This is a genomic window from Acidovorax sp. 69, assembly GCF_002797445.1.
Classification (GTDB): domain Bacteria; phylum Pseudomonadota; class Gammaproteobacteria; order Burkholderiales; family Burkholderiaceae_C; genus Acidovorax.
Genome location: NZ_PGEP01000001.1, coordinates 420,717 through 444,998, shown reverse-complemented (window position 1 = coordinate 444,998; position 24,282 = coordinate 420,717). Strand labels below are relative to the sequence as shown.

The 24,282-nt window shown below is 64.7% G+C and carries 24 protein-coding genes and 1 pseudogene; 12 read left to right on the top strand and 13 right to left on the bottom strand.

Annotated elements, in window-relative coordinates; translation table 11 throughout:
• Positions 1 to 53 precede the first annotated feature (53 nt).
• The 4 genes from hprK to CLU85_RS02020 all read right to left on the bottom strand — a co-directional run bounded on the left by hprK (position 54) and on the right by CLU85_RS02020 (position 3,445).
• Complete coding sequence (hprK, locus tag CLU85_RS02035) at positions 54 to 1,010, bottom strand: HPr(Ser) kinase/phosphatase (RefSeq protein WP_100408835.1); 957 nt, start codon at positions 1,008 to 1,010, stop codon at positions 54 to 56.
• Between the two features lie 46 nt (positions 1,011 to 1,056).
• Complete coding sequence (locus CLU85_RS02030; RefSeq protein WP_100408834.1) at positions 1,057 to 1,524, bottom strand: PTS sugar transporter subunit IIA; 468 nt, start codon at positions 1,522 to 1,524, stop codon at positions 1,057 to 1,059.
• Between the two features lie 112 nt (positions 1,525 to 1,636).
• Complete coding sequence (hpf, locus tag CLU85_RS02025) at positions 1,637 to 1,972, bottom strand: ribosome hibernation-promoting factor, HPF/YfiA family (RefSeq protein ID WP_100408833.1); 336 nt, start codon at positions 1,970 to 1,972, stop codon at positions 1,637 to 1,639.
• A 246-nt stretch (positions 1,973 to 2,218) separates the two neighbouring features.
• Complete coding sequence (locus tag CLU85_RS02020; protein ID WP_100408832.1) at positions 2,219 to 3,445, bottom strand: MFS transporter; 1,227 nt, start codon at positions 3,443 to 3,445, stop codon at positions 2,219 to 2,221.
• A 287-nt stretch (positions 3,446 to 3,732) separates the two neighbouring features.
• Here CLU85_RS02020 and CLU85_RS02015 point away from each other — a divergent pair, with 287 nt between their 5' ends.
• Positions 3,733 to 4,656 (top strand): phosphoribosylaminoimidazolesuccinocarboxamide synthase, encoded by a 924-nt coding sequence (locus CLU85_RS02015; RefSeq protein WP_100408831.1) that lies wholly within the window; start codon positions 3,733 to 3,735, stop codon positions 4,654 to 4,656.
• A 131-nt stretch (positions 4,657 to 4,787) separates the two neighbouring features.
• On the opposite strand, the gene CLU85_RS23240 is transcribed toward CLU85_RS02015, so the two are convergent.
• From CLU85_RS23240 to trxA, 3 genes and pseudogenes are all read right to left on the bottom strand, one after another.
• Positions 4,788 to 5,111, bottom strand: coding sequence for an META domain-containing protein (locus CLU85_RS23240; protein WP_232727909.1), 324 nt, complete (start codon positions 5,109 to 5,111; stop codon positions 4,788 to 4,790).
• Positions 5,112 to 5,246: 135 nt separating this feature from the next.
• Positions 5,247 to 5,455 (bottom strand): annotated as a pseudogene (locus CLU85_RS23235) (YbaY family lipoprotein); the annotation flags it as partial.
• A gap of 189 nt (positions 5,456 to 5,644) precedes the next feature.
• Entirely contained in the window at positions 5,645 to 6,553 is a 909-nt protein-coding gene (gene trxA, locus CLU85_RS02005; protein ID WP_100408830.1) for a thioredoxin, read from the bottom strand.
• A 281-nt stretch (positions 6,554 to 6,834) separates the two neighbouring features.
• Between trxA and CLU85_RS02000 the strand changes: the two genes are divergently transcribed.
• From CLU85_RS02000 to CLU85_RS01975, 6 genes are all read left to right on the top strand, one after another.
• Entirely contained in the window at positions 6,835 to 7,416 is a 582-nt protein-coding gene (locus CLU85_RS02000) for a DJ-1/PfpI family protein (RefSeq protein WP_100408829.1), read from the top strand.
• Positions 7,417 to 7,670: 254 nt separating this feature from the next.
• Positions 7,671 to 8,033, top strand: coding sequence for a ribbon-helix-helix domain-containing protein (locus CLU85_RS01995; protein ID WP_100412325.1), 363 nt, complete (start codon positions 7,671 to 7,673; stop codon positions 8,031 to 8,033).
• Positions 8,034 to 8,184: 151 nt separating this feature from the next.
• Positions 8,185 to 8,679 carry a 5-(carboxyamino)imidazole ribonucleotide mutase gene (gene purE / locus CLU85_RS01990; protein ID WP_100412324.1) on the top strand — a complete coding sequence of 165 codons (495 nt, stop codon included), beginning with the start codon at positions 8,185 to 8,187 and terminating at the stop codon, positions 8,677 to 8,679.
• Complete coding sequence (locus CLU85_RS01985) at positions 8,676 to 9,851, top strand: 5-(carboxyamino)imidazole ribonucleotide synthase (RefSeq protein ID WP_100408828.1); 1,176 nt, start codon at positions 8,676 to 8,678, stop codon at positions 9,849 to 9,851. The genes purE and CLU85_RS01985 overlap by 4 nt, the downstream gene beginning before the upstream one ends.
• 16 nt (positions 9,852 to 9,867) lie before the next feature.
• Positions 9,868 to 10,884, top strand: coding sequence for an L-threonylcarbamoyladenylate synthase (locus CLU85_RS01980; protein ID WP_100408827.1), 1,017 nt, complete (start codon positions 9,868 to 9,870; stop codon positions 10,882 to 10,884).
• A 169-nt stretch (positions 10,885 to 11,053) separates the two neighbouring features.
• Positions 11,054 to 12,007 carry an SGNH/GDSL hydrolase family protein gene (locus CLU85_RS01975; protein WP_100408826.1) on the top strand — a complete coding sequence of 318 codons (954 nt, stop codon included), beginning with the start codon at positions 11,054 to 11,056 and terminating at the stop codon, positions 12,005 to 12,007.
• 93 nt (positions 12,008 to 12,100) lie between these two features.
• On the opposite strand, the gene CLU85_RS01970 is transcribed toward CLU85_RS01975, so the two are convergent.
• From CLU85_RS01970 to dacB, 4 genes are all read right to left on the bottom strand, one after another.
• Entirely contained in the window at positions 12,101 to 12,781 is a 681-nt protein-coding gene (locus CLU85_RS01970; protein ID WP_100408825.1) for an OmpW family protein, read from the bottom strand.
• Positions 12,782 to 12,805: 24 nt separating this feature from the next.
• Positions 12,806 to 13,948, bottom strand: a complete 1,143-nt coding sequence (locus CLU85_RS01965) for an SGNH/GDSL hydrolase family protein (protein WP_100408824.1) — start codon at positions 13,946 to 13,948, stop codon at positions 12,806 to 12,808.
• A 140-nt stretch (positions 13,949 to 14,088) separates the two neighbouring features.
• Positions 14,089 to 15,387 (bottom strand): lipase family protein, encoded by a 1,299-nt coding sequence (locus tag CLU85_RS01960; protein WP_100408823.1) that lies wholly within the window; start codon positions 15,385 to 15,387, stop codon positions 14,089 to 14,091.
• 333 nt (positions 15,388 to 15,720) lie between these two features.
• Entirely contained in the window at positions 15,721 to 17,211 is a 1,491-nt protein-coding gene (dacB, locus tag CLU85_RS01955) for a D-alanyl-D-alanine carboxypeptidase/D-alanyl-D-alanine-endopeptidase (RefSeq protein WP_198509126.1), read from the bottom strand.
• An 88-nt stretch (positions 17,212 to 17,299) separates the two neighbouring features.
• On the opposite strand from dacB, the gene CLU85_RS01950 reads away from it, so the two are divergent.
• From CLU85_RS01950 to corA, 5 genes are all read left to right on the top strand, one after another.
• The gene (locus tag CLU85_RS01950) at positions 17,300 to 18,307 is read left to right on the top strand and encodes a DMT family transporter (protein ID WP_100408822.1); all 1,008 of its coding nucleotides are present in this window, start codon (positions 17,300 to 17,302) and stop codon (positions 18,305 to 18,307) included.
• Between the two features lie 29 nt (positions 18,308 to 18,336).
• Positions 18,337 to 19,050 (top strand): tRNA (adenosine(37)-N6)-threonylcarbamoyltransferase complex dimerization subunit type 1 TsaB, encoded by a 714-nt coding sequence (gene tsaB / locus CLU85_RS01945; protein WP_100412322.1) that lies wholly within the window; start codon positions 18,337 to 18,339, stop codon positions 19,048 to 19,050.
• A gap of 21 nt (positions 19,051 to 19,071) precedes the next feature.
• A complete protein-coding gene (gene rimI, locus CLU85_RS01940; protein ID WP_100408821.1) occupies positions 19,072 to 19,563 on the top strand; it encodes a ribosomal protein S18-alanine N-acetyltransferase in 492 nt (163 codons plus the stop codon).
• A gap of 46 nt (positions 19,564 to 19,609) precedes the next feature.
• On the top strand, positions 19,610 to 20,380 hold the full coding sequence (locus CLU85_RS01935) for a uracil-DNA glycosylase family protein (protein ID WP_232727699.1): 771 nt from the start codon (positions 19,610 to 19,612) through the stop codon (positions 20,378 to 20,380).
• Positions 20,381 to 20,539: 159 nt separating this feature from the next.
• Positions 20,540 to 21,529, top strand: a complete 990-nt coding sequence (gene corA / locus CLU85_RS01930; RefSeq protein WP_100408819.1) for a magnesium/cobalt transporter CorA — start codon at positions 20,540 to 20,542, stop codon at positions 21,527 to 21,529.
• Positions 21,530 to 21,680: 151 nt separating this feature from the next.
• Here corA and CLU85_RS01925 read toward each other — a convergent pair whose 3' ends face one another.
• Both CLU85_RS01925 and CLU85_RS01920 read right to left on the bottom strand, forming a co-directional pair.
• The gene (locus CLU85_RS01925) at positions 21,681 to 22,442 is read right to left on the bottom strand and encodes a 5'-methylthioadenosine/adenosylhomocysteine nucleosidase (RefSeq protein ID WP_100408818.1); all 762 of its coding nucleotides are present in this window, start codon (positions 22,440 to 22,442) and stop codon (positions 21,681 to 21,683) included.
• A 155-nt stretch (positions 22,443 to 22,597) separates the two neighbouring features.
• A complete protein-coding gene (locus CLU85_RS01920; protein ID WP_100408817.1) occupies positions 22,598 to 24,277 on the bottom strand; it encodes a long-chain-fatty-acid--CoA ligase in 1,680 nt (559 codons plus the stop codon).
• Between the last annotated feature and the right edge of the window lie 5 nt (positions 24,278 to 24,282).

The following is a 24,282-nucleotide window of genomic DNA, read 5'->3' as shown; positions in this document are numbered from 1 at the left end:
GCGGCGCTAACTGGCGACCGCTCCATGGAGCCCATGGCGCGCTGCCACGGGCTTCAGTGCCCGGTGTCGCGCTCCATCGCGCGGCGGTGCCGTTCCACGAATTCCTGGTAGGTATCGATACCGCGCAATTGCAAGATGGTGTTGCGCACCGCAGCCTCGACCAGCACGGCAATGTTGCGGCCAGCCACCACCTGAATCACCACCTTGAGCACAGGCACACCGAGCACGTCCTGCGTGAGCGGTTCGTAGGGCAGGCGCTCGTAGTCGCGCTCCAGCGTTTCCTTGCGGACCAGATGCACGATGAGCTTGAGGCGCATCTTGCGACGCACCGCCGTCTCGCCAAAGATGGCACGGATGTCAAGCAGACCGATACCGCGCACTTCCAGCAGGTTTTGCAGCAACTCGGGGCACTTGCCCTCAATGGTGGTCTGATTGATGCGGAACAGATCCACCGCATCATCGGCCACCAGACCATTGCCGCGCGAGATCAACTCCAGACCCAGCTCACTCTTGCCCAGGCCCGACTCGCCGGTGATCATCACGCCCAAGCCCAGGATGTCCATGAACACGCCGTGCATGGTGGTGCGGTCGGCGAAGTGTTTGGACAGGTAGGCGCGCAACACGTCGATCACAAAGGCCGACGACTCGTGCGTGGAGAACATCGGGATCTGAGCGCGCTCACACATGGACACCAGCGCGTCAGGTGCGATCTGGCTGTCGGCCAGCACCAGCACGGGCGGCTCCAGAGTCACGATGCGTGCGATGCGGCGCTTGCAGTCGTCGGGGGAGGCGTTGCTCAGGTACGCAATTTCACGCTCACCCAGAATTTGAACGCGGTAGGGATGGATGTAGTTGAGGTAACCGACCAGATCGGCCCCTGACCGCGCAGAGCGCACGGCCACTTCGTCGAAACGACGCTCAGAGGCACCAAGGCCCGCAACCCATTCCCATTTCAGGGGGGCGCGAAATTCCTCAAACAGGACATCGGCGCTGACAACATTGGGCTTCACGGCAGGCCTGTGATAGTGCGCAGCGCGGGGGTAGGGGCAGGGGCGCTCAGGCCGCTTGCGTGGACTGCCAGCCCGCGATCATGCCGTGCAACTCAGCGGCATCGGCACAGGCCTTGAGCTTTTCGCGCAAGGCCGAATCGCTGAGCAACTCAGCAATCTCGGAGAGGATCTCCAGGTGTTTCTGCGTCGCTGCCTCGGGCACCAGCAAAAAGATCAACAGGCCCACTGGCTGCTCATCCGGTGCATCGAACCCGATGGGGTTGAGCAGCTGGAAAACGGCGGCCATGGGCGCCTTCAGGCCCTTGATCCGCCCATGGGGAATCGCCACGCCATGGCCCAACCCGGTGGAGCCCAGGCGCTCACGCGCAAACAGGCTGTCGGTGATCAATGCGCGCGAGAGTCCGTGCTGGCTCTCGAACAGCAGACCCGCTTCTTCAAAAGCACGCTTCTTGCTGGTGGCGTCAACACTCACAAGCACTTGAGCGGAGGGCAGGATGGAGGCGAGTCGGTTCATGGTCAAGGGTAACAATTATGCACATATTGGCAGAAACCCTGAGCTGGACGCTGCGGGCAACAAAAAACCGCCCGAAAGGGGCGGCTGCTGTGCCAGGCTCAGGGCTGGCGCATCAAGCGTGCAGTTCGCGCTTGGCGGCTTCGTGGTGATGGTCTTGCAAACGATCCTTGTGGCGCACCACCTGGCGGTCCATCTTGTCCACCAGCTCGTCCACGGCCGCGTACAGGTCGGCATGGGAGCTTTCGGCAAACAGGTCGCTGCCCTTCACGTGGATGTTGCATTCCGCTCGTTGCCTCTTTTCCTTTTCCTTTTGCTTCTCTACCGTCAGCAGTACCTTGACATCGACAACTTGGTCAAAATGGCGGGTGATCCGATCCAGCTTGGTCGTGACATAGCTGCGCAAGGCGGGGGTAACTTCGAGGTGGTGACCGCTGATCGTCAAGTTCATAAATAAGTCTCCTGTGGCTCTCGGTGGAAGAAACGCCGCCCTGGATCAGAGGTGCGGCCCGGCGAACTTGGATGCATCCGTTGACGTGAGTTCACTATGCCCCCGCCCTCCCTGAAAAGCAATCCCATACCGCCCCAGGCTGCTGGGTTATGCCCGCCGAGGTGCCAAGCGCTCAAAAAGCGCGCACAATGATTGAGTTCGCAGAGTTGCCACCAGCTCTACCCGCGCGCTCGGCCACAGGTACGCTTAGCGTGCAACCGGCGCTGCACCATGCAGCCGCAGACGGCCCACCACCAGCATCGACAACACACTGGCGGCAATCCCCACCAAGGCTCCCACCCAGTAGTTCTGTACCAGCCCCTGTGCATCGCGGCTGATCAGCAGCCCGCCCACAAATGACGCCACACCCATGGCGGCCGATTGCACAGATGCATTCAAAGTCATGAACGTCCCCCGCAAAGAAGGCTGAGCGGCCGAAGTCACGATGGCCATCCCCGGGATCATGCGGCCACTCATGAACGTGAACATCAGCGTAGAAACCACCAGGACACACCACAACGGCACCCCGTGCACCAGCGTGATGGCCAACATGGGGAACGCGCCCGCCACAGCCAGCCAGCGGAAGGTGACCACCTTGCCCAAATGGTCCGTCAACCGGCCAAACACCCGCGCGGTGAACAACGTCACCACCCCGCCGCACAGGTACACCAGCGGCACTTGATCAGGCCTCACCCCGGCGTTGGCCTGCATGTAAATGGTGATGTAGGGGATCACCGTAAACCCTGTAAACATCAGTAACGCAGAGAACAGAAAAGCCCAGCGGTGATTGGCATCAGCCAGCACCTGGGTGATTCCGCCCAGCGCCGTTCTGCCATGGGCGGCATGCACATGGGCGGTCATCGCCGGCATGGTGCGCGCCGCCTGAATGGCCAGCACACCCACCATGACCGCAATGGCAATGAAGGGCATGTTCCACCCACCATGTTCGGCCAGGATCAACCCCAGTGGCACGCCCGCCACCGTGGACACCGAGAACGACGTCATCACAATCCCCATGGCACGCCCGCGCCGCTCAAACGGAATCACATCCGCCACGATGGTCTGCGACAAGGCCGACAACACGCCACCAAACGCCCCCGCCAAAATGCGCGCTGCCATGAGCGTGCCGTAGGTAGGCGCCACGCCACAGGCCAGCGTCGCCAGCCCGAACAGGACGTAGAGCACCAACAGCAGCCGCTTGCGGCCAAAACGGTCAATGTACGTGGATGCCAGCAGCCCCGACACACCTGCCGACAGCGTGTAGGCAGACACCAGCAGACCGAACTGCGCGTCGCTGATGGCGAACAGCCGCGTGAACTGAGGCCCCAACGGCATCATGATCATGAAGTCAAGGATGTGGGTGAACTGAATACCCGCCAGTGTCAGCAGCAGCCAGAGTTCACGACGGGGGGTGAGTGCAGAAGTGGAGGGCACAGGAGGTGGCCGCAAGCGGCCTGGGAAGAATCAGGGCCGCACAGTGTGCCGCAAGGGCGCAGAGCGCGCTGCCGTCACCCGGATGACCGGCAAACCCCGGGGTGCCCTCGCGGCTCCTGCAGCCCGACCACCGCCCTGGTTATTCCACGCCTGCGCGCCCGGCCATGCAGGCAGGCACCGGGCCGGCGCGTAAAATCTACCGGTTGCGCGGGGCCCCAACCCGCCAGCGCCCCAACCCTCCTTCCTCGGACTGACCGCAGCGGACACCCACCGCCCACACCGACACCATGACCCAGCCCAGCTCCAACGCCCTGCACACTTCGGCCCTGACTTCGCTGCCCCTGCTGGCACGCGGCAAGGTGCGCGACAACTACGCCGTGGGCGACGACCGCATCCTGATGGTGGCCAGCGACCGCCTCTCGGCGTTCGACGTGATCATGGGTGAACCCATTCCCGGCAAGGGCGAACTGCTCACGCAGATGGCGCTGTTCTGGTTCGACAAACTCGGCCACATCTGCCCCAACCACCTGACGGGCGATGCCCCCGAAAGCGTGGTGAGCCCCCAGGAAGCCCCCCAGATCCGTGGCCGTTCGATGCTGGTGCAGCGCCTCCAACCCATTCCGGTCGAGGCCGTGGTGCGCGGCTACCTGGCCGGCAGTGGCTGGAAGGAATACCAGGAGTCGCGCTCGGTCTGCGGCGTACCGCTGCCCGAAGGCCTGACCAACGCCGCCAAGCTGCCCGAACCGATCTACACGCCCGCCGCCAAGGCCGCGATGGGCGAACATGACGAGAACATCACCTTCGAGCGCACGGTGGAAATGATCGGCCTGCCCCTGGCCACCCGCATCCGTGATCTGAGCATCGCCATCTACAGGGCGGCTGCCGAGATCGCTTTACCCAAGGGCCTGATCATTGCCGACACGAAATTCGAGTTTGGCCTGGCCCCCGATGGCACGCTGGTGCTGATGGACGAGGTACTGACGCCAGACAGCTCGCGCTACTGGCCCGTGGAAGGCTACGAGGCTGCTCTGGCTGCAGGACAGAACCCCCCGAGCTACGACAAGCAGTTCGTGCGGGACTGGCTGGAACAGGCCCAGGTCAACGGCAAGCCCTGGGACAAAACGGCCCCCTCGCCCCGCCTGCCCCAGGCCGTGATTGAGAAAACCGCCGCCAAGTACCGCGAGGCGCTGGAGCGACTGACCGCAAGCTAAGTCACCCGGCGGTCACCCACCGCCGGCGCGCGCTGGCGTCGTGGTCCTGGTGCCTCGGTACCCGTGCCCGCAGGCGCACGAGGCACAGACATGGCGCCCCACGCAGCCACCAAATCCTGGGCTTGGCACGATCAGTTCAAAGGCGTCTGCGCAGACTCGAACCGCAGCAGGGTGCGCCCGTCGCTACCACGCAGAATCAACTGCGTTCCTTGCTGCTGAAAGCTTTGCACCAGCAACAACGCCTCGAAGAAACGCGTTTCCACGGCGCTGGTTTTCAGGCACAAGGTGATGTTGGAAACCAGCCGGTCAAATCGCAGCCGAGCGCCTTGCACACCGTAATCCGCAAGAAATCGATTGCAACCACCCGAACCCGTCGCGCGTGGCTCATCGGCCTGAAGCACCAGATGTGCGCCCGCAGCGCCTTCGGCGGGACGGGGCAGGGCCTCCCCCTCCATCTCGGTGAGCTTCCAGTACGTCAGCGCCAGGGGCACCCCCGCCTCCACCGTCGCGGACTGCGGCTGCAGGCGCTGTAGCTGAACATCGACGCGGCGAAAAGCAGCGTCCTGCGGCACGGGATGGCGCTGATCCGTCGCAAGAAGCAACCGCCCCTCCAACGTCACGGTGGCTCGCACCTCATAGCGCCCTTTGGGCACAAACCGCGCTGACGGGTACGGAATCCAGATCGCATAAGGCGCTTGCCCTGCGGGCGAACGGCGCTGGTGGCCCAACACCACAGGGGGATATCCGGGTTGGTCACGTCCAGCAGCGTGGCTTCAAAAACGGCCTCGGGCGGCAGCACCACCCTTTCACGGGCCAGCGCCACGCCAGAGACGACGGCGTCGGGATCGGGTGGCCTGGTGACACAGCCAGTGACCAGGCCACCGACACACAGCGCCGCGACCAGCACACGGCCACCCAGGGTACGACGATGAATCTCCCGCGCCGGCGGGGTGACGGCATCGGGCCGTTTCACCCTTTCACGCCCTTCTCAGCTCAGCACCACGCTCGACAAGCGGCGGCGGTACGTGGCCACGACCGGGTCTTCGGGCGGGATCTGCCCCTCGGCCACCTTGGGCTTGGGCGCCTCGATGACTTCGAGGATGGCCACATAGGTCTTGCGGGCGATCTCTTCACCCCAAGCCTTGTCGCGCATGAGAATTTCGAGCAACTCGTCCATGGCGTCGGTCCAGCGCTGCTGGGCCATCAGCCAGCGGGCGCGGGCGTAGCGGGTGTCAAAATCGCGTTTGTTGGCGCTGATTTTTGAATCAAAATCAGCTCCCGCGGCCTCTCCATAAGCGTTCAAAGCTACAAAATCAAGAGCATCCATCCAGACCTTCAGCGCTCCCAGTTTGCGTGAAGCGGCGGCCTTGGCGATGACCGGCGCAAAAGCGACCTTGGCATCGTCTTCGCGGCGCAGTTGCAGCAGGAGCTTGACGTAGTCGAAACGCGCGTCGTCGTTGGATGGGTCCGTCACCACAGCGTGCTGCAGCTTTTCGAGGGCCGTGCCGGTGTCGCCATCGGCCAGGGCCTCTTGCGCCTCTTCTTCCTCGGCTTCGGCCACCATCGCTTCGGCAGTGGGCACATGTTTGTCGAGGAAGTCGCGCACCTGGCCTTCAGGCAGCGCGCCCATGAAACCATCCACGGGTTGGCCGTTCATGAGCAGCACGCAGGTGGGAATGCTGCGGATGCCGAACATGCCAGCGAGTTGCTGCTCCTGGTCGGAGTCGATCTTGACCAGCTTGAAGCGGCCCGCGTAGTCGGTCTCCAGCTTTTCCAGCACTGGACCCAGCGACTTGCAAGGGCCGCACCAGGGAGCCCAGAAGTCCACCAGCACGGGGACGTTCATCGAGGCGGCAACCACCTCGGCCTCAAAATTTTCTACGGTGACGTCGATCATGTTCTGTCCTGATGATGTGGCGCAGCGCACGCCAACCGGTGCGCGCAGAAAGAAAAGCGGGGCGCGCGGATGCACGATTTTCCTGGCATCGCCAGCGCCCGGCCGCGTTCCATGGGGATTCTCCAGCATATCCACAGCCCTGCGGAATGCGGGGCCTACGGGCACGGGCCCCCACCTTGTAGTAGCCCGTTAATACCCAGGCCGCGATGACGCCGCCCACAATGCCACAGGCTGGAGCGCACCGGTATTGACCCCGACAACAACACCACAAGGAGACATCCATGGCAGGCAAGAAAATTCTGATGATTTGCGGCGATTACTGCGAGGACTACGAAACCATGGTCCCCTTCCAGGCCCTGATGGCGGTGGGCCATACCGTGCATGCCGTCTGCCCCGACAAGAAGGCGGGCGAACAGATCAAGACGGCCATCCACGACTTCGAGGGTGCCCAGACCTACAGCGAAAAGCCCGGCCACAACTTCACGCTCAACGCCACCTTCGCCGACGTGACGGTGGGCGACTACGACGCCCTGCTCATCCCCGGCGGCCGTGGCCCGGAATACCTGCGCGGCTATGACAGCGTGCTCGTGGCCGTGCGCCACTTCTTTGACACCCACAAACCCGTCGCCGCCGTTTGCCACGGTGCACAGTTGTTGGCCGGGGCGGGCGTGCTCAAGGGCCGCACCTGCTCGGCTTACCCGGCCTGCCGCGCCGAGGTGGAGCTGGCCGGCGGCACCTACGCCGACATCCCCGTGGACCAGGCCCACACCGAGGGCAACCTGGTCAGCGCCCCCGCCTGGCCCGCCCATCCGGCCTGGATCGCGCAATTCCTGGCGTTGCTGGGCACCCGCATCTCCCATTGAAGGGCCCCTGAGCCGGCATCAGCATCGTCCCCCATGCAGGACGGCGCCGGTGGCCGGGCGAAAGCCCGTTCCACGGCGTCCGCTGACCCGGCCGTGCGTCCATGGCGCAAGCCGTCGCACCCCGGGCTATTTTTAGCCAAATCGGCCTCAAGCGCCTGTAAATCAAGCGCCGATAGCTATCAAATTCATACCACCCCGACTTGACGAGCCCCCCGGCACGCCGCACCATGGCGCGCCGCCAGGAGAACCCCGCCATGTGCCAAGTCTTCATCAGTGCCGACCCGCAGCTCTACGCCCACCGTGCCCGCTCCGTGCGGCTGCATGGCGTGGCGACCAGCATCCGGCTGGAAAACATGTTCTGGCAGGTGCTCGATGAGATCGCCACGCGCGACGGCTACACCGTGCCCCAGCTATGCACCCGGCTCTACGACGAGCTGACGGCCGAAGCCCGCGCGGTGGACAACTTCACCTCTTTTTTGCGCGTGTGCTGCACACGTTATCTGGCGCTGCAGCTGTCGGGCGAGATTCCACAGGATGCACGCATCCCGATCCGCTCCCTCACGCCGGGCCTGCAGGCGTCACCGCCCCCACCCCGGATGCGGGCGTTGCCACACTGATCCCGCCCTGGGGGAGCCCACTGCGCCCCCACGGGGTGTGAAACCGGTCATTTGCCCGCAAGCTGCGCCCCGCCCACCGCAAAAAGTAAAATCTCGGGTTCCACCCACAGCGGTGCAGCGGGCGCGGCCCGCCGCCGCACACCCCAACACCATGAAACCCATCCAGATCGGCGTGGTCATGGGTTCCAGCAGCGACTGGGACACCATGCAGCATGCAGTGCAGATTCTTGAACAGTTCGGCATCGCCCACGAGGCCCGCGTGGTCTCGGCCCACCGCATGCCCGATGACATGTTCGCCTATGCGGAAAGCGCTGCCGGCCGGGGCCTCAAGGCCATCATCGCTGGCGCAGGGGGGGCCGCCCACCTGCCCGGCATGATCGCCGCCAAAACCCCCGTGCCCGTGCTGGGCGTGCCTGTGGCCAGCCGCCACCTGCAAGGGGTGGACTCGCTGCACTCCATCGTGCAGATGCCCAAGGGCATCCCCGTGGCCACGTTTGCCATTGGCACGGCCGGTGCTGCCAATGCGGCGCTGTTTGCCGTGGCCCTGCTGGCCAATGAAAGCCCCGAACTGCGCCAGCGCCTGGAAGCCTTCCGCGCCGAGCAGACGGAAGTGGCCCGCAACATGACCCTGCCGCCTGCCGCATGAGCCACAACGACTCCCTCACCCCGCTGCTGCCGGGGGCTACTCTGGGCGTACTGGGCGGCGGCCAGCTCGGCCGCATGTTCGTGCACCAGGCCCAGGCCATGGGCTACTTCACCGCCGTGCTGGATGCCGACCCCACCAGCCCCGCCGGGCTGGTGAGCCATCACCACATCCAGACGGGCTACGAAGACCCGCAAGGGCTGGCCGAGCTGGCCCGTCTGTCGGACGCCGTGACCACGGAATTCGAAAACGTGCCCGCTGCAGCGCTGGCCACGCTGGCCGCTTTGCGGCCCGTGTCGCCCGCTGCGAGCGCGGTGTCGGTGGCGCAAGACCGCGCACGGGAAAAGGCCCACTTCGTGCGTTGCAGCGTGCCCTGCGCCCCGTACGCGGTGATCGAAACAGCCGAGCAATTGGCGGCGGTGTCCGCCGACCTGCTGCCCGGGATCTTGAAAACAGCCCGCATGGGCTACGACGGCAAAGGCCAGGTGCGCGTAAAAGCCGCTGCCGAGCTGGCGGCAGCCTGGGAATCGGTGGGCAAAGTGCCCTGCGTGCTCGAAAAGATGCTGCCCCTGGCGCTGGAATGCTCGGTCATCCTGGCACGTGGCGCGAACGGCACCATGGTGCACCTGCCCGTGCAGCGCAACCTGCACCGCGACGGCATCCTGGCCGTGACCGAGGTTTACGAAGGAAATCTGCCGCAGGCGCTAGTGAGTCAAGCGGTAGCCGCTGCAAAATCTGTAGCAGAAGGCCTGCAGTATGTGGGCGTGCTCTGCGTCGAATTTTTTGTGTTGCAGGACGACAGCCTGGTGGTCAACGAGATCGCCCCACGCCCACACAACAGCGGCCACTACAGCCAGAACGCCTGCGACGTGTCTCAGTTCGAGTTGCAGGTGCGCACCATGGCCGGCCTGCCGCTCACGCAGCCGCGCCAGCACAGCGCCGCCGTCATGCTCAACCTGCTGGGCGATTTGTGGTTTGCCCACGGCGACGCCGCGCAGACCCCGCCCTGGGCCGCTGTGCTGGCCTTGCCTGGCACGCACCTGCACCTGTACGGCAAGCGCGACGCCAAACGCGGCCGCAAGATGGGGCACCTGAACATCACCGCCGCCACCCCCGACGCGGCGCGCGCCACGGCCCTGCAGGCCGCCGCGCTCCTGGGCATCGCGCCCTTCTGAGCCATGCACCCTCACCATGATCCTCGACGGTAACGATCCCCAGGCCATTGCCACCGCCGCGCGCGCCGTACGTGCCGGCGCATTGCTCGGCCTGCCCACCGAAACGGTGTACGGCCTGGCAGCCGATGCGAGCAGCGACGCTGCCGTGGCGCAGATCTTCACCGCCAAGGGCCGCCCCAGCGACCACCCGCTCATCGTGCATGTGGCCAACGCCGAGGGCATCGCACATTTCGCCAGTGCGGTACCAGGCTTTGCGCAAAAGTTGGTCGATGCCTTCTGGCCTGGCCCGCTCACGCTGATCCTGCCGCGCCTGCCTGGCGTCGCCACGGCCGCCACGGGGGGCCAGGACAGCGTGGGCCTGCGCTGCCCCGCGCACCCGGTCGCCCATGCCCTGCTACAGGCTTGCGCTGCGCCGGGCGATGACGCAGCCCAGGGCGGCCCGCCCGTGTGGGGCGTGGCAGCCCCCAGTGCCAACCGCTTTGGCCGCGTGAGCCCCACCACCGCCCGGCATGTGCAGGACGAGCTGGGCGCCGACTTGCTGGTGCTCGACGGCGGCCCCTGCGGTGTGGGTATCGAATCCACCATCGTGGACTGCACGCGCGGCGTGCCCGTACTGCTGCGGCCCGGGGCCATCACGCGGGCCCAGATCGCAGCAGCCTGCGGCATTGCGCCGCTGTCCAAAGACGATATGCCCGCGCTCACCCCCCGCGCATCCGGCACGCTGGAGGCCCACTACGCCCCCGCGGCCAAAGTCCGACTGATGGACGCCAAAGCCCTGCAAACCAGCCTGGACCTGCTGGGCGCCGATGCTGCGCACATTGCCATCTACGCCCGCTCGGTGCTGCGCATGCACTCCTCCCGGCTGGTCCTGCGGCGCATGCCCGATGACGCCGCCGCAACCGCCCAGCAGCTTTTTGCCGTGCTGCGCAGCTTTGACGACGAGGGCGCCAAGCTGATCTGGATTGAGGCCCCCCCTGCTGCGGCCGACTGGGAAGGCGTGCGCGATCGACTTCAACGCGCTGCCGCCGCATGACAAGCTCTTCCCACTGATCGACTTCATCGCGGCCCTCCCTCTTCTCTCGCGCTGCGCGTGGAAAGGGGGACGCGGAGAACAAAGCGCCTCTTGAGAGCAGGTTCGATGGCAGCTTTACATGGTTTGACATTGCCCCGCTAAACTACCCCCCACTTTTCTGGAGAAATACATGGCAGCAAATTGGATGCGCCGCACCGTCTTGGTCGCCGCATGTGCGTCGGCCGCGTTGCTCGCGGCCTGCGGTTCCAGCACCACCGAATCGGCCATCTCGCCCCAACGCTTCATCGCGTTCGGCGACGCCATGAACGATGTGGGGCAAAACGGTTCACGCTATACAGTCAACGATGGCAGCGTCAACAACTGGACCCTTCAGGTTGCAGCCAACTACGGCAAGCCCCTCACGGCCGTTTCAGCAGGTGGCCAGAGCTATGCGGCAGGCAACGCGCGCATCAATGCCAAGCCGGACGCTGCAGGCAACGCCGGCACACGCACCATCACCGAGCAGATCGATACCTTCCTGGCCGCTGGCAGTTTTGCGAACACTGACCTGGTGATCGTGAGCGGTGGCCTCAGCGATGTGATCGCAGGCATGGCGGCCGTGAACGCAGGCACCCAGACCGAGGCAGCGATGGTGGCGGCCGCACGCAAAGCCGGTGAAGACATGGCCGCCCAGGTGCGCCGCCTTGTGACTGCCGGTGCCAAGTATGTGGTGGTGACCGGCACCTATGACTTGAGCAAGACCCCCTGGGCCAAGACCATTGGCCGCGAAGCCCTGCTGACAGACGCCAGCAGCCGCTTCAACGAAGGCCTGCTCGTGGGCATCGTGGACCTGGGTGCCAACGTGCTGTATGTGGACTCGGCCTACTACGTGAACCTGTACACCAGCGTGCCAGCCAACTACGGCTTCAACAACGCCACGGCGGCCGTCTGTACGTCGGTGGATGCCACCAATGGCATCGGCATCGGTGCCGGCCAGGTCAACTCGGCCCTGTGCAACACATCCACACTGCTGACCGGCGCCAGCCAGGATTCGTTTGTGTTTGCCGACTCTGTGTACCTCACGCCGTCGGCACAGCGCCAGTTTGGCACTTACGCCTACGACCGCCTGCGCGCGCGCTGGTAAGCCCCAGCGGGTTTGCATAAAAAAGGCCGCCTTTTCAGGCGGCCTTTTTCGTTGCAAGTAGACGCCCCGCAGGGCGTACCTTGGGCGCTAAGCTCAGAACCGATAGACGATGCCCAGGGCCACCACGTTGGGATTGAGCTTCACATCAATGGTCTGACCGGTGGACAGCGTATTGCGCGTCTTGACAAAGGTTTTGTAGTACGCAACGTCCAGGGACCACTGGTCGTTCAGGGCCACACTCACCCCGACCTGGGGGGTCAGGCCAAACCGAGACTCGGCGCTCAGCGTGGTGGGGCGCGACGGGTTGCCCCCCGTCAGGCCCGACAGCGCAGCGGTGCCACGTTCCTTGAAGAACCTGGCGTAGGTCACACCCAGGCCCACATAAGGACGTACGCGGGCGTTGGCCTCCAAAAACCGGTACTGCGCAAACACGGTCATGGGGAGTACCTTGACCTCACCGATCTTGCCCACACCCGCAATCGCACCGGCACCCACAATGTCGTGCTTGAAAGGCAGCGCCAGTGGCACATCCACCGCCCAATGGTCGGTCAGCATGTAGGTGATACCGCCTGCCAACTGCGTGTCTGCGCGTACGTCCACCTTGGTGCCGGTGAAGCTTGGGGCGGAGAGGTCTCCGCTGGTGACTTGCGGGGAGATTTGCGTAGCGCCTGCGCGCACCAGCCAACTGCCTGCCGTCTGTGCCTGCGCGCCGCCCGCAGCTGCCAGCACCAGGGCGCCTGCGACCCCAAGGAAGGAATGCGTGATTTTTTTCATGTGGGTGAAACCTGGTTCAGTGGATTACAGCCAGCCTGCACGGGCCAGCGACCGCGACACCAACTGGCTGACCAGTTGGTGGCCATACGGAGTGGGGTGAAAACTGTCGGAAAACGCGTAGGTTTTCCACCAGTCCGCGCCACCCGTGGCGCCTGCGGGCGGTGTCTGTGCAGACAAAGCGGCCGCCGTGCAGGTGGGGAAGGTGTAGGTGGGCAGGCCATCGGCACCCATGCCCGTGATGGGGCAAGCGGTGTTCTTGGCGTTGGTCAGCCCGAACTGTGCAGGGTTGGCCACCTGGTCGTTGAAAGAGGTGTAGAAGTCCACCACCACGACCTTGCTGTTACCGGCGAAACGCTGGGCCAGCTGGCCGTTGAAGGCTTCCAGCCAGGCTTTCAAAATACCCTGCACCTGGGCACTGGCGGTCGCCCCAGCGGTGGCTGTGATGCCGCCCAGCACCTGCTGCAGTCGCGGCGTTTTGTCGATAGCAGGCATATTCAGCACGGCCACGCGCAAAGCACCCTTGTTCAGCGCATTGGCCTCGATGGCGCCATGGAACTTGTCGGCCAGCGCCATCATGTAGGCGCCACCCAGTTGGGCCATGCCCGTGGCGCCACCTGCCAGCCCCGCGTTGACCGTGGCCGCTGGCAGCAATGTGGTGAGCACGGCGCTGTAGGCCGCACCACCGTCCTTGGAGGCCGAGAGGTACGCACCGATCAGGTCAGCGGCATCGTTGCCACCGCCGTCGATCAGCAGCAGGTCACCCGCGCCGAAGCCGTCAGCGCCGGCATCGGTCAGTTGCTTGACGATGGACGCAGGGGATGTGGGGGCCGTGAAATTGTTGATGCGCCCGCCGCCAATGGCGTAGTTGGTGCAACCAGCAGCATTGTTAAAGGCGCTGCCCGTGAACACGTAGCGGGGGCACAGCGCGTTGCTATAGCTGTTGGCCACCAGCTCGGGCCAGATGGGGGTGGATGATGGCCCGGTGGGCGCTGCCCCCTGCACGGTGAACTTGAACCCGAAAGTACCGCTGTCGGCAATGCTGTCCCCCATGACCTTGATGGTCGTGATGGGTGCAATGGGAGAGGTGTCAGCCCCACCGCCGCCGCACGCGACCAACAGCGACGCCGCCGCCAGGGAAACCCACAATGCCTTGCGCTGGAATTTCATCAGTATTCACTCCTGTAATTTCAAAATAGAACGCCCGTGCTATTTTTCGAAATTTTAAAAGCCAAAGCAAAAACGCCCCACCGGGTAAATACCGGTGGGGCGTAGGTTGCGGGGTCTAAAGCGCGCAGCGCCTTGGCGAACTACCTGACAGCGTCGAACACCGCCCGAGCCTGCGCGTGGCAGAACGGTGGCTCGTAGGTGCCGTGATAGCTGCCGTAGTAGGTGGCAAATGCGGCCGATGCTGGATCGGTGGGGGCCTTGCCACCGGGGCCATAGGTGGCCTGCACGGCAGCGTCCACATCGACCGAGGTCACGTTCGTCACGCCCCGGTTGTCAAAGTCGGCTTTCATGACGGCCATGTGAACGGCCGGGGGCACCGTAGGATCGCCCGCCCCCCCGCACAGCATGACGCGCGACTTGGGTGTCCAGCCCAGCAGGTCGTTCTTCTTGGCCGCCAGATACAGCGGATGGGTGGAACTGGTCTGCGATCCCGTGATGAACGCCGATTGGAACAGGGCGTCCCGCGCCTGATTGGGTGTGCCTGCAGGCAGTGTGCCGGTAGTCAACAGGGTGGTGTAGTTCAGCGTAGGGTGAGGCAACAGGTTCTCGATGTACCCCGAATACGGGGCCTTGAAGACATCCTTCACATCGGTATAAACCGTGCCGTACACCTTCTGCCAGGACGTCACCAGGTAGGGCACGAAGAACTGTACGCCCGCGATGGCATCCGGGATGCGCAGCGAACCCGACAGGTTGTAAGGGCCTGCCAGATGCGCGCCCGCCACCACATTGAACTCGGTCCCGTAGTCGCGCTCCGCGGAACGGTGCGCCGCCATCGAAGAGTGCCCGCCCTGCGAATAGCCCGTGAACATCACCTTGCCCGACAGATTGGCCCCCACCGCACCCGCCGCATTGCGCGCAGCACGCACCGAGTCGATGACCGATGTGGCTTCAGAGTCTGCATGCAGATAGGGGTGGTAGCTGTAGCCCGACTTGGCAAAACCCAAGTAGTCAGTGGCCACCACGGCATACCCCTGGGCGGCATACATGGCGGCCAGCAATAAAGTCTCACTGTCTTGCGGATTGGCCAGGGTGCGCGGCTTTTGCACGTCGGTTCCCTTGGCATAGGCCACCAACGGGGCGGCTGCCGTGCACGTGCCGCCAGGGACCAGCATCACCCCCGAGGCGTTGGTGCTTTCACCAGTCTTTGCACCCGCGGTCACGTAGTTCAACGCCACCACCTTCACATCGCACTTGGCCTTGCCGCTGATCGCCTGCAAGCCACTGCTGGCGGTGGCCGCATCGATCTGCGCCACAGTCAGGGTGGCCACGGCGGCAGGGGGGTCAATCAGCGCGCCACGTGCGGGATCGTCGGAGCCACCGCAAGCGACAAGCAGGACCGCAGCAGCAGCCACACAGGTAAGGCGAAAATAGGTCATGGATGGATACCTCGTGTCATTGAAGAACGGCGCATCGTGCGCGCACCTGCACTGCAGCATCCATAGGGGATAACGCGGGAAATTGCGTCGCCAGACACCTAGGCGACAGCACGCCCAGGCCTCCCGGCCGGGTCCGCCGGAGCGGCGCACGCCGCACGCTACCGTCATGCCAAGGATGCTGCCCACCACGGCCGGCGCACGAAGAGTCTGCAGCGCCCGTGGAACAAAGCGGCAGGTGGTCAGGCTTGCGGCCAGATAGCCGATCAGTTCAAAGGCTTGCGGGGTCAGGCGGTGGGCAAGGCAGCCGTCGCACTGCCGGGTTGAACCGCTTGTTCACTGGTCGCGTGCCGTCCAGTCGATCAGGCTGTCGAGCACCGGTCGTGCCGCACCTGCGTTGGCGTGGTTGACCACCGCCACCAGCACGTAGCGGCGTCCGCTGGCCCCGTGCACATAGCCTGCCACCGCCATCACATCGCGCAGACTGCCCGTTTTGAGGTGGGCAACACCCGCACGGCTCTGGCTACGGCGCAGCGTGCCATCCACGCCCGAAATGGGCAGCGAAGCCAGCAACTCGGGCATCACGGGCGACCCCCAGGCCACCTGCAGCATGCGGGCCAGCGCCAGTGCCGTCACGCGCGCATCGCGGCTCAGGCCCGCCCCGTTGTCGGCCTGGGGCAACTCAGCATCACCGATGCGCGCAAGCCACCACTGGCGCAAGGCCTCGCGCGCGCCATCGAAGGTGGCCACCCCGTTCTTCTGTAACGCCAGCGTCAGAAACACTTGCTGGGCCATCACGTTGTTGCTGTATTTATTGACATCGCGCACCACTTCGGCCAGAGAGGGCGAAGTGACCACGAAGGCGGGGTTGAGACCCGCTGGAACCTTGCCATCACGCACGCTGCCCGTGAGTTTGCCGCCCAGTTCTCGCCACATGCCCTCCACTGCGCGCGCGGCAAAGCCTCGCGGGTCGGTCGCCGCCACGGGCCACACGCGCTCGCCACAAGACGCGGGGTATACCCCCTGAAAGCTCACCTTGGCAGGGTCGGCCAGCTCTGCCCGCAGCGCGCCACGCCAGTCGCCACACTCGGCACCCGCCGCCGCCAGCGCAACGCTGACCTGGCGCTGCACCCCTGCCAGGGGCGGGTCGTACTGGATGCGAGCCAGGCCTGCGGCCCCGTCGGGCACAAACGTCATCACCGCTGACTTGTAGTTCACGAGGAGGGCGTCGGGCGACGCGTTGTACGGCCGCAGCGGCTCGCCATCAAAACGCGCGGGATCGTGGTCCGGCACGTCGAACGCAGACCGGTCGAGCACGATGTCACCCACGATGACCTGAATACCCTGGCCCTGAAGGCGCCGCATCAGAAGCCACAAGCGCTCCATGACCAGCTTGGGGTCACCTTGGCCCTGGATATAGACATTGCCCCGCAGGCTGCCGTCCTGCACCGAGCCCTGGAGATAGACCGGTGTGTTCCAGACATAGGCAGGCCCCAATTGCTCCAGTGCGGCATAAGTGGTCACCAACTTCATGACCGACGCGGGGTTCACGGGGACCTGGGCGCGGTGGGCCAGGCGGGGCGTAGCGCGGCCGCTCTGGGCATCCACCACCAGCACCGACAGGGCATCGCGGGGGATACGGGCCCGCCCCAGCGCCGCCTCCACGTCGGCGGGCAGGGCCACTGTGGCAGACCCAGTGGCTGCAGCAGGGCTCTGGGCGGAAGCCACCGCTCCAAATGCCCCTCCGCTCGCGCCCACCCACACGGCACAGCCCAAGGCCGTGCGCAAAACCCGAAGCCGCCGCACCAAAGATACAGAACACACCATGGCGGGAGTCTATCGCCGAGCCTCCGCCAACCGGCTGCACAACGGCCATGGGGCAACGCAACACAGGCGGGGCACCGATAATCCCGCGATGCGTTTTTCTCCTCGTGCCATGGGCCTGCTGGCGGCTGTCGTGACAGTCACCATCTGGACGGGCTTCATCGTCATCGCCCGTGCCTCGGCCCAGCGCACGCTCACGCCCTTCGACATCGCGCTGCTGCGCATCACCGGAGCCAGCCTGGTCCTGCTGCCTTGGGGATGGTGGATGGTGCGGCGGCGTGTGGCGGCGCTGGGCGCGGCGGCTCCAGCCTCCAGCCTCGCCGGCCTGTCACCACTGCCTCTGCGCACTACGGCGCTGCTCGGCACCTTTGGAGGGCTGCTCTACGCCTTGCTGGCCTATGCGGGGTTCTTTCATGCACCGGCCACCCACGCCTCCGTCCTCATGCCAGGCAGCTTGCCGCTGTGGACCGCTCTGCTGGCGGCCTGGCTGTTGCGCGACCACATCACCCCGCTGCGTGCTGCAGGGCTGGCATTGATCGTTGCAGGTGACCTGCTGGTGGGTGGGCGCAGCCTGATGGCCGCTTTTGCGGGCGGAGATGTGTGGAAGGGCGACGTGTTGTTCATGCTGGCCGCCTCGTGCTGGGCCACTTACAGCGTGCTGGCGCGGCGCCATGCGGTGGATGCCGTGCAGGCCACCATCGCGGTCACGGCCTTTGCGTGCTTGGTATATCTGCCGTCTTACGCCCTGCTGGTGGCGCTGGGGGCTATTTCCAGCCGCCTGTCGGTGGCGCCATGGACCGAGATCGTCTTCCAGATGGTGTTCCAGGGGGGCGGCTCGGTGGTGATCTCGGGCATCAGCTTCACGCGCATGATCCAGCACTTCGGCCCGGTACGCTCCACCATGATCACAGCACTGGTGCCCGGGCTATCCGCCATGGGTGCCGTGTTTTTCCTGGGAGAACCGATGCACTGGAACCTCGTTGCCGGGCTGTCGCTGGTAACCACCGGTATTCTTCTGGGCGTGCTGCGCACAAACCGGGCCCGTTCTGCGACAACAGCTGTGGCTGCGCAGCAGGCCCCGGGCCGTACCGTCCCATGACCCTTTATTTCCGCGACAACACCCGGCCCATGAATCTGCTTGCCTTCGACACCAGCACCGACACCCTGTTCATCGCGGTACAGCACGGCCAGGGCGTCTGGCAGTACCAGGGGCCCGGCGGAGCGCAAGCCTCGGCCTCACTGATCCCGACCGTGCGCAACCTGATGCAACAAGCGGGCCTGTCATTTGACACGCTGGACGCGATCGTCTTCGGACGCGGGCCTGGCTCGTTCACAGGCCTGCGAACGGCCTGTGCCGTGGCGCAGGGGCTGGCCTTTGGCGCGCGGGGTGGCCAGGGCGTTCCCGTGCTGCCCGTAGACACCTTGCTGGCCGTAGCGGAGGAAGCCCGACTGCAGCATGGATGCACCCAGGTGATGGCCGTACTGGACGCTCGCATGGACGAGGTCTACCACGCCCACTGCGAGTGGCATGAGGCCGAAGGCCAGTGGACGGCCGACGCAGAGTTTGGCCTGAGCGCCCCACAATCGGTGCTGGTGCCGGCCGGATGGACTGTGGCGGGCAATGCCCGCGCAGCCTACGGGGAACGCCTGGCACCGGCCGCTTTGCACGTGCACGCCCTGCCCACCGCGACAGCCATGCTGCGTCTGGCGCCTGCCCTGTTGGCCGCAGGAGAGGGCATTGCCGCCAGCGATGCCCTGCCGCGCTATATCCGCGATAAAGTGGCAAAAACCACCGCCGAACGTGACGCCCTGCGCGCTGCCCAGGCGACGCCCACGCCCTGAGACCCTGTTCAGAGATACCGCATGAGCGCTTTGCCCACCGCTTCTTCCGAGGCATCCGCCACGCGCCCCGAGGCGCGCTTTGAAGCGCTCACGCTCGGCCGGCTCGATGCCGTGCTGGCTGTGGAGCAACAGGCCTACTCGCACCCCTGGACACGCGGCAACTTCACCGATGCCCTGGCCTCAGGCTACCAGGCGCAAATACTCATGGCGGGTGATCATCTGCTCGGCTACTTTGTGGCGATGATGGGGGTGGATGAAGTACACCTGCTCAATATCACCGTCACCCCCGAGTTTCAGCGGCAGGGCTGGGCCCGCGTGCTGCTTGATGCCCTGGCGCTGTGGTCGCGGGGACGCGGCGCGCAATGGCTGTGGCTGGAGGTGCGTGTGAGCAACCAGCGCGCCCAAGATATCTACCTGACCCATGGGTTTCGCCGCGTGGGCGATCGCAAGCGCTACTACCCGGCTGAAAACGGGCAGCGCGAGGACGCTGTGGTCATGAGCCTGGCCCTGTGAACACCACACAACCCCCATCCCACCGACCCACCGATTGCTCGCCCGTATGAGTCTTCACCTCGATGCGCGCCAGCGCGCCATGCTGCAGGAAATGGGCGTCACCGTATGGGGCCCGGCGCAGACCCAGGCCCCCGTCGCACAGGACCCCGCACCCCTGGCCCCACCCCGCAGCGTTGCTGCCGCGCCCATACCGGCAACACCTCACACCCCGGCAGGGCGGCCTCCTCCACAGGAGCACACCCCACCCCAGGCGATGGCTCGCATGGCATCTCCCGCAGGCGCCAGCACCACCCAACCCGCCGCAGGCCTGGCCACGGCCGCCCTCAGGATCTATCCCGCCCAGGCGCTGTACCCCTCGGCCGACCCGGCGCAGACACCCCCCGGCTTGGGCGGTGGCTGGTTGATCGTGGCCGAATCCCTGACCCCCGCCGATCCACTGGGGGGCGATGCCGGGCGCCTGTTGGACAACATGCTGCGTGCCATGCAACTACACCGGCATCCGCGTGTGTTCCTTGCCGCCCTGGAGCGACCAGGCCCCGGGGGAGGCGAAGCGGGCACTGACATCGCCACCACCTTGGCCGACACGGTGGCCACACTGCGACCCGCGATGGTGCTGGTGCTGGGCCACGTGGCCGCGCGCGCGGCCCTGGGCCGCACCGAACCGCTGGGCCGCCTGCGCGCTGGGCCGCACCAACTGGCAGGCTGCCCCGCCGTAGTGACCTACGACCCCGCCTTTCTGCTGCGCTCGCAAGACACCAAGGCCGCCGTCTGGGCAGACCTGTGCCGCGCACTGGCCTTGGTTCGCAGCGCCGCCTGACGGCGCCCGGTGCCATAATCCGCCGCTTATCTATTTTTGACGGAGACAGCTCCTTGGAAACCTATCCGAGTTGGTAGCTTTCCGCTCCCCGGCCTGCCGTGGGGCTGAAAGCACCCCATACCCCCACGCCGCAGATGCCACATCACAGGGAGTGAGCCCATGCTCAACATCTTTACGCTCGCCAATGGCCGGCTGTTCCAGGAAGAAATCGAGTCCCTGGAAGAACTCACCCGCTTCCAGCCCATCTGGGTGGACCTGGAAGCCCCCACCCTCGAAGAAAAACGCTGGATCAAGCAGCACTATGGCCTGTCCATCCCCGAGGATGCGATGGACGAGGACATTGAGGAATCCGCCCGCTTCTACGAAGAAGACAACGGCGAACTGCACATCCGCAGCGACTTCTTGATTGACGACGATGAAGACCCTCGCTCGGTGCGCGTGGCCTTCATCCTGAACCAGCACAACGCCAACCTCAAAAGCCGGGGCGTGCTGTTTTCCATCCACGATGAAGATGTGCCCGTATTCCGCCTGCTGCGCATGCGCGCGCGCCGCGCCCCGGGCCTCATCGAAGACGCTAAGGAAGTGCTGCTCAAGCTGTTCGACGCTGATGCCGAATATTCGGCCGACACGCTGGAGAACATCTATGACGAGCTGGAAAAGGTCAGCAAGCAGGTGCTGGCCGGCGACGTGACCGACACCCGCGCCGGCGAAGTGCTGGCCGCCATTGCGCGACAGGAAGACTTGAACGGCCGCATCCGCCGCAACGTCATGGACACGCGCCGCGCCGTGAGCTTCATGATGCGCTCCAAGATGCTCAACTCGGAGCAGTTTGAAGAGGCCCGCCAGATCCTGCGCGACATCGAGTCGCTGGACAACCACACAGCCTTTTTGTTCGACAAGATCAACTTCTTGATGGATGCCACGGTCGGTTTCATCAACATCAACCAGAACAAGATCATCAAGATCTTCTCGGTGGCCAGCGTGGCGTTGCTGCCGCCCACGCTGATCGCCAGCGTGTACGGCATGAACCTGAAGTTTCCCGAGCTGGAATTTCTTGGCACAGGCGCCTACCCCTATGTGCTGGCCCTGATGGTGACCAGCGCTCTGGGACCCATGTGGTACTTCCGCAAGCGCGGCTGGCTCAAGTAGGCGCCCCTTTTGGCGCAGCGGGGAAGCCCTTGGCCTCAGGCGCACCCGTTTCACGGTGCGGTCAACGGTGTCCGGGTGTTTCTGCGCGAGGATTTTTCACCGAATTTTCAGCCAAACAGGGCTCTAGCACTCATGTAAAAAGCGCAGAATGCTATGTTTTTTGAAGTAATTTCACAAACGACAGCATGATCTGCTCGGCATAGCGGCTGGCCACAGTCTGCACAAACTCTGCGAAGTCGCCATGGGCCTCGTCGTCGGCGCGGTCGGAGATGGTACGTACAGCAGCGAAGGGCAGGCCGTAGTCGTGGCAGACCTGGGCCACAGCGGCGCCTTCCATTTCCACGGCCAGTACGTCGTGCCCGGCACTGCACAAAGCGGTGCGCAGATGTCGGGATTCGTGCGCAGTCGAGACGAAGCGGTCTCCGCTGGCCACCAGACCCTGGTGCACCACGTGTGCCGCCCCGGTCGCAGTTTTCAGGCCCCACGGGCCACTTGCGCCCGATACACAATGGCTAACAGCTTCCAAAAGCATAGCAGTCAATACAGGATCGCACGCCAGGCGACTGCGGGCATACCCCGGCAGCTCCCAGCGCGGAAACAACGGCGAAGCATCCATATCGTGCTGTACGTAATCCTGTGCCACCACCACATCGCCCACGTTCACGCCGTCCCCCAGGCCCCCCGCCACGCCGGTGAACACGATGCGCGCCACCCCGAAATGTTCGATCAGCGCCGTCGCCGTGGTGGCCGCTGCCACCTTGCCGATGCCTGACAGCGCCAATACCACCCGCTGGTCGTGCAGTTCGCCCAGCCAGAAGGCGCGGCCCGCATGCATCACGCGCTGCGGATGGGCAAGGTGCTCAACCAGCGAGCTTTGCTCCTCGGTCAATGCACTCAGGATGGCGGTGCTCATGCAAAAGTCCTCACGTCAACTTTCAGAGATTCAGACATGTGGCCATGCATCTGGATGCGTGGCCACAAAAAAGGCGGCCGAAGCCGCCTGGGGATTGTGGCGCGCCACAGGGGCGCACCCGCCGACCTGCTGCGCAGGCGTCTTGAGAATGGGGGCTATTTTTTGTCGCGCAACTCGCGCCGCAGAATCTTGCCCACCGGCGTCTTGGGCAGCTCAGTGCGGAACTCGATCACACGGGGCTGCTTGTAGCCCGTGAGTTCGTGGCGGCAGTACTCCTTGACCTGAGCCTCCGTCAGCGCGGGATCCTTCTTCACGATGACAAGTTTGACGGCCTCACCGGTCTTTTCATCGGGCACGCCGACCACGGCGCATTCCAGCACGCCAGGGCAGTTGGCAACGACTTCCTCCACCTCATTGGGATACACGTTGAAGCCACTGACCAGCACCATGTCCTTCTTGCGGTCCACGATCTTGAAGTAGCCGCGCTCGTCCATGATGCCGATATCGCCCGACTTGAAGTAGCCGTCGTCGGTCATGACCTTGGCGGTTTCGTCGGGGCGCTGCCAGTAGCCCGCCATCACCTGCGGTCCCTTGATGGCGATCTCGCCAGGCTGGCCGAGGGTGGTGACCTCATGGCCGTCATCGTCGAGCAGCTTCATGCACGTGCCCGGAATCGGCACGCCGATGGTGCCGGTGTACTCAGTGGCCGTCACGGGGTTACAACTGGCCGAGGGGCTGGTTTCCGACAGTCCATACCCTTCGCAGATGGGGCAGCCCGTCTTTTCGAGCCAGAGCTTGGCCACCGCGCCCTGCACGGCCATGCCACCGCCCACGGAGACCTTGAGGTTCTTCCAGTTGACGGTGTTGAAATCGGGATGATTGGCCAGACCGTTGAACAAGGTGTTGACAGCCGGGAAGCTATGGAACGTGTGCTTGGACAACTCCTTGAGCACCGCAGGAAGGTCGCGCGGATTGGGGATCAGGATGGTCTTGCCGCCGGTGCGCATGCTCAGCATCATGTTCACCGTGAACGCGAAGATGTGGTACAGCGGCAGCGCACAGATGCTGGTGGGCTGCTCGCCCGCTGGCACCTTCTTCATCACAGGGTTGTTCCAGGCCTCGGACTGCAGCACGTTGGCAATGATGTTGCGGTGAAGCAGCACGGCCCCCTTGCTCACGCCCGTGGTGCCGCCGGTGTACTGCAAGAGCGCAATGTCGTCAGGCTTGATGTCGGGCTTCTTGAGCGTGCCACGCGTGCCCTGGGCCACGGCGTTGTTGAAACGCACGGCACTGGGCAGGTTGTAGGCAGGCACCATCTTCTTGACGTTGCGCACCACGTAGTTGACCAGCGTGCCCTTGAGCAGGCCCAGCTGGTCGCCCATGGAGCACAGCACAACATGTTTGACCGGCGTGTGCGCGATGCACTGCTCCAGGGTGGTGGCAAAGTTCTCGATGATGACGATGGCCTTGGCGCCGGAGTCCTTGAGCTGATGCTCCAGCTCGCGTGGTGTGTACAGCGGGTTCACATTGACCACCACGAAGCCCGCGCGCAGCACGGCGGCCACGGTGACGGGGTATTGCGGCACATTGGGCATCATGATGGCCACGCGGTCGCCCTTGACCAGGCCCAGGCTCTGCAGATAAGCCGCGAACGCGCTGGAGAGCGAGTCGGTCTGGGCGTAGGTCACGTCCTTGCCCATGAAGCTGTAGGCAATGCGGTCGGCGTACTTCTTGAAAGCCTCGTCCATCAGTGCGACAAGGGAGGCGTACTGGTTAGCGTCGATGTCGGCAGGAACCCCTTGCGGGTAGGCAGCCAGCCACGGGCGGTCGGTCATTTTGT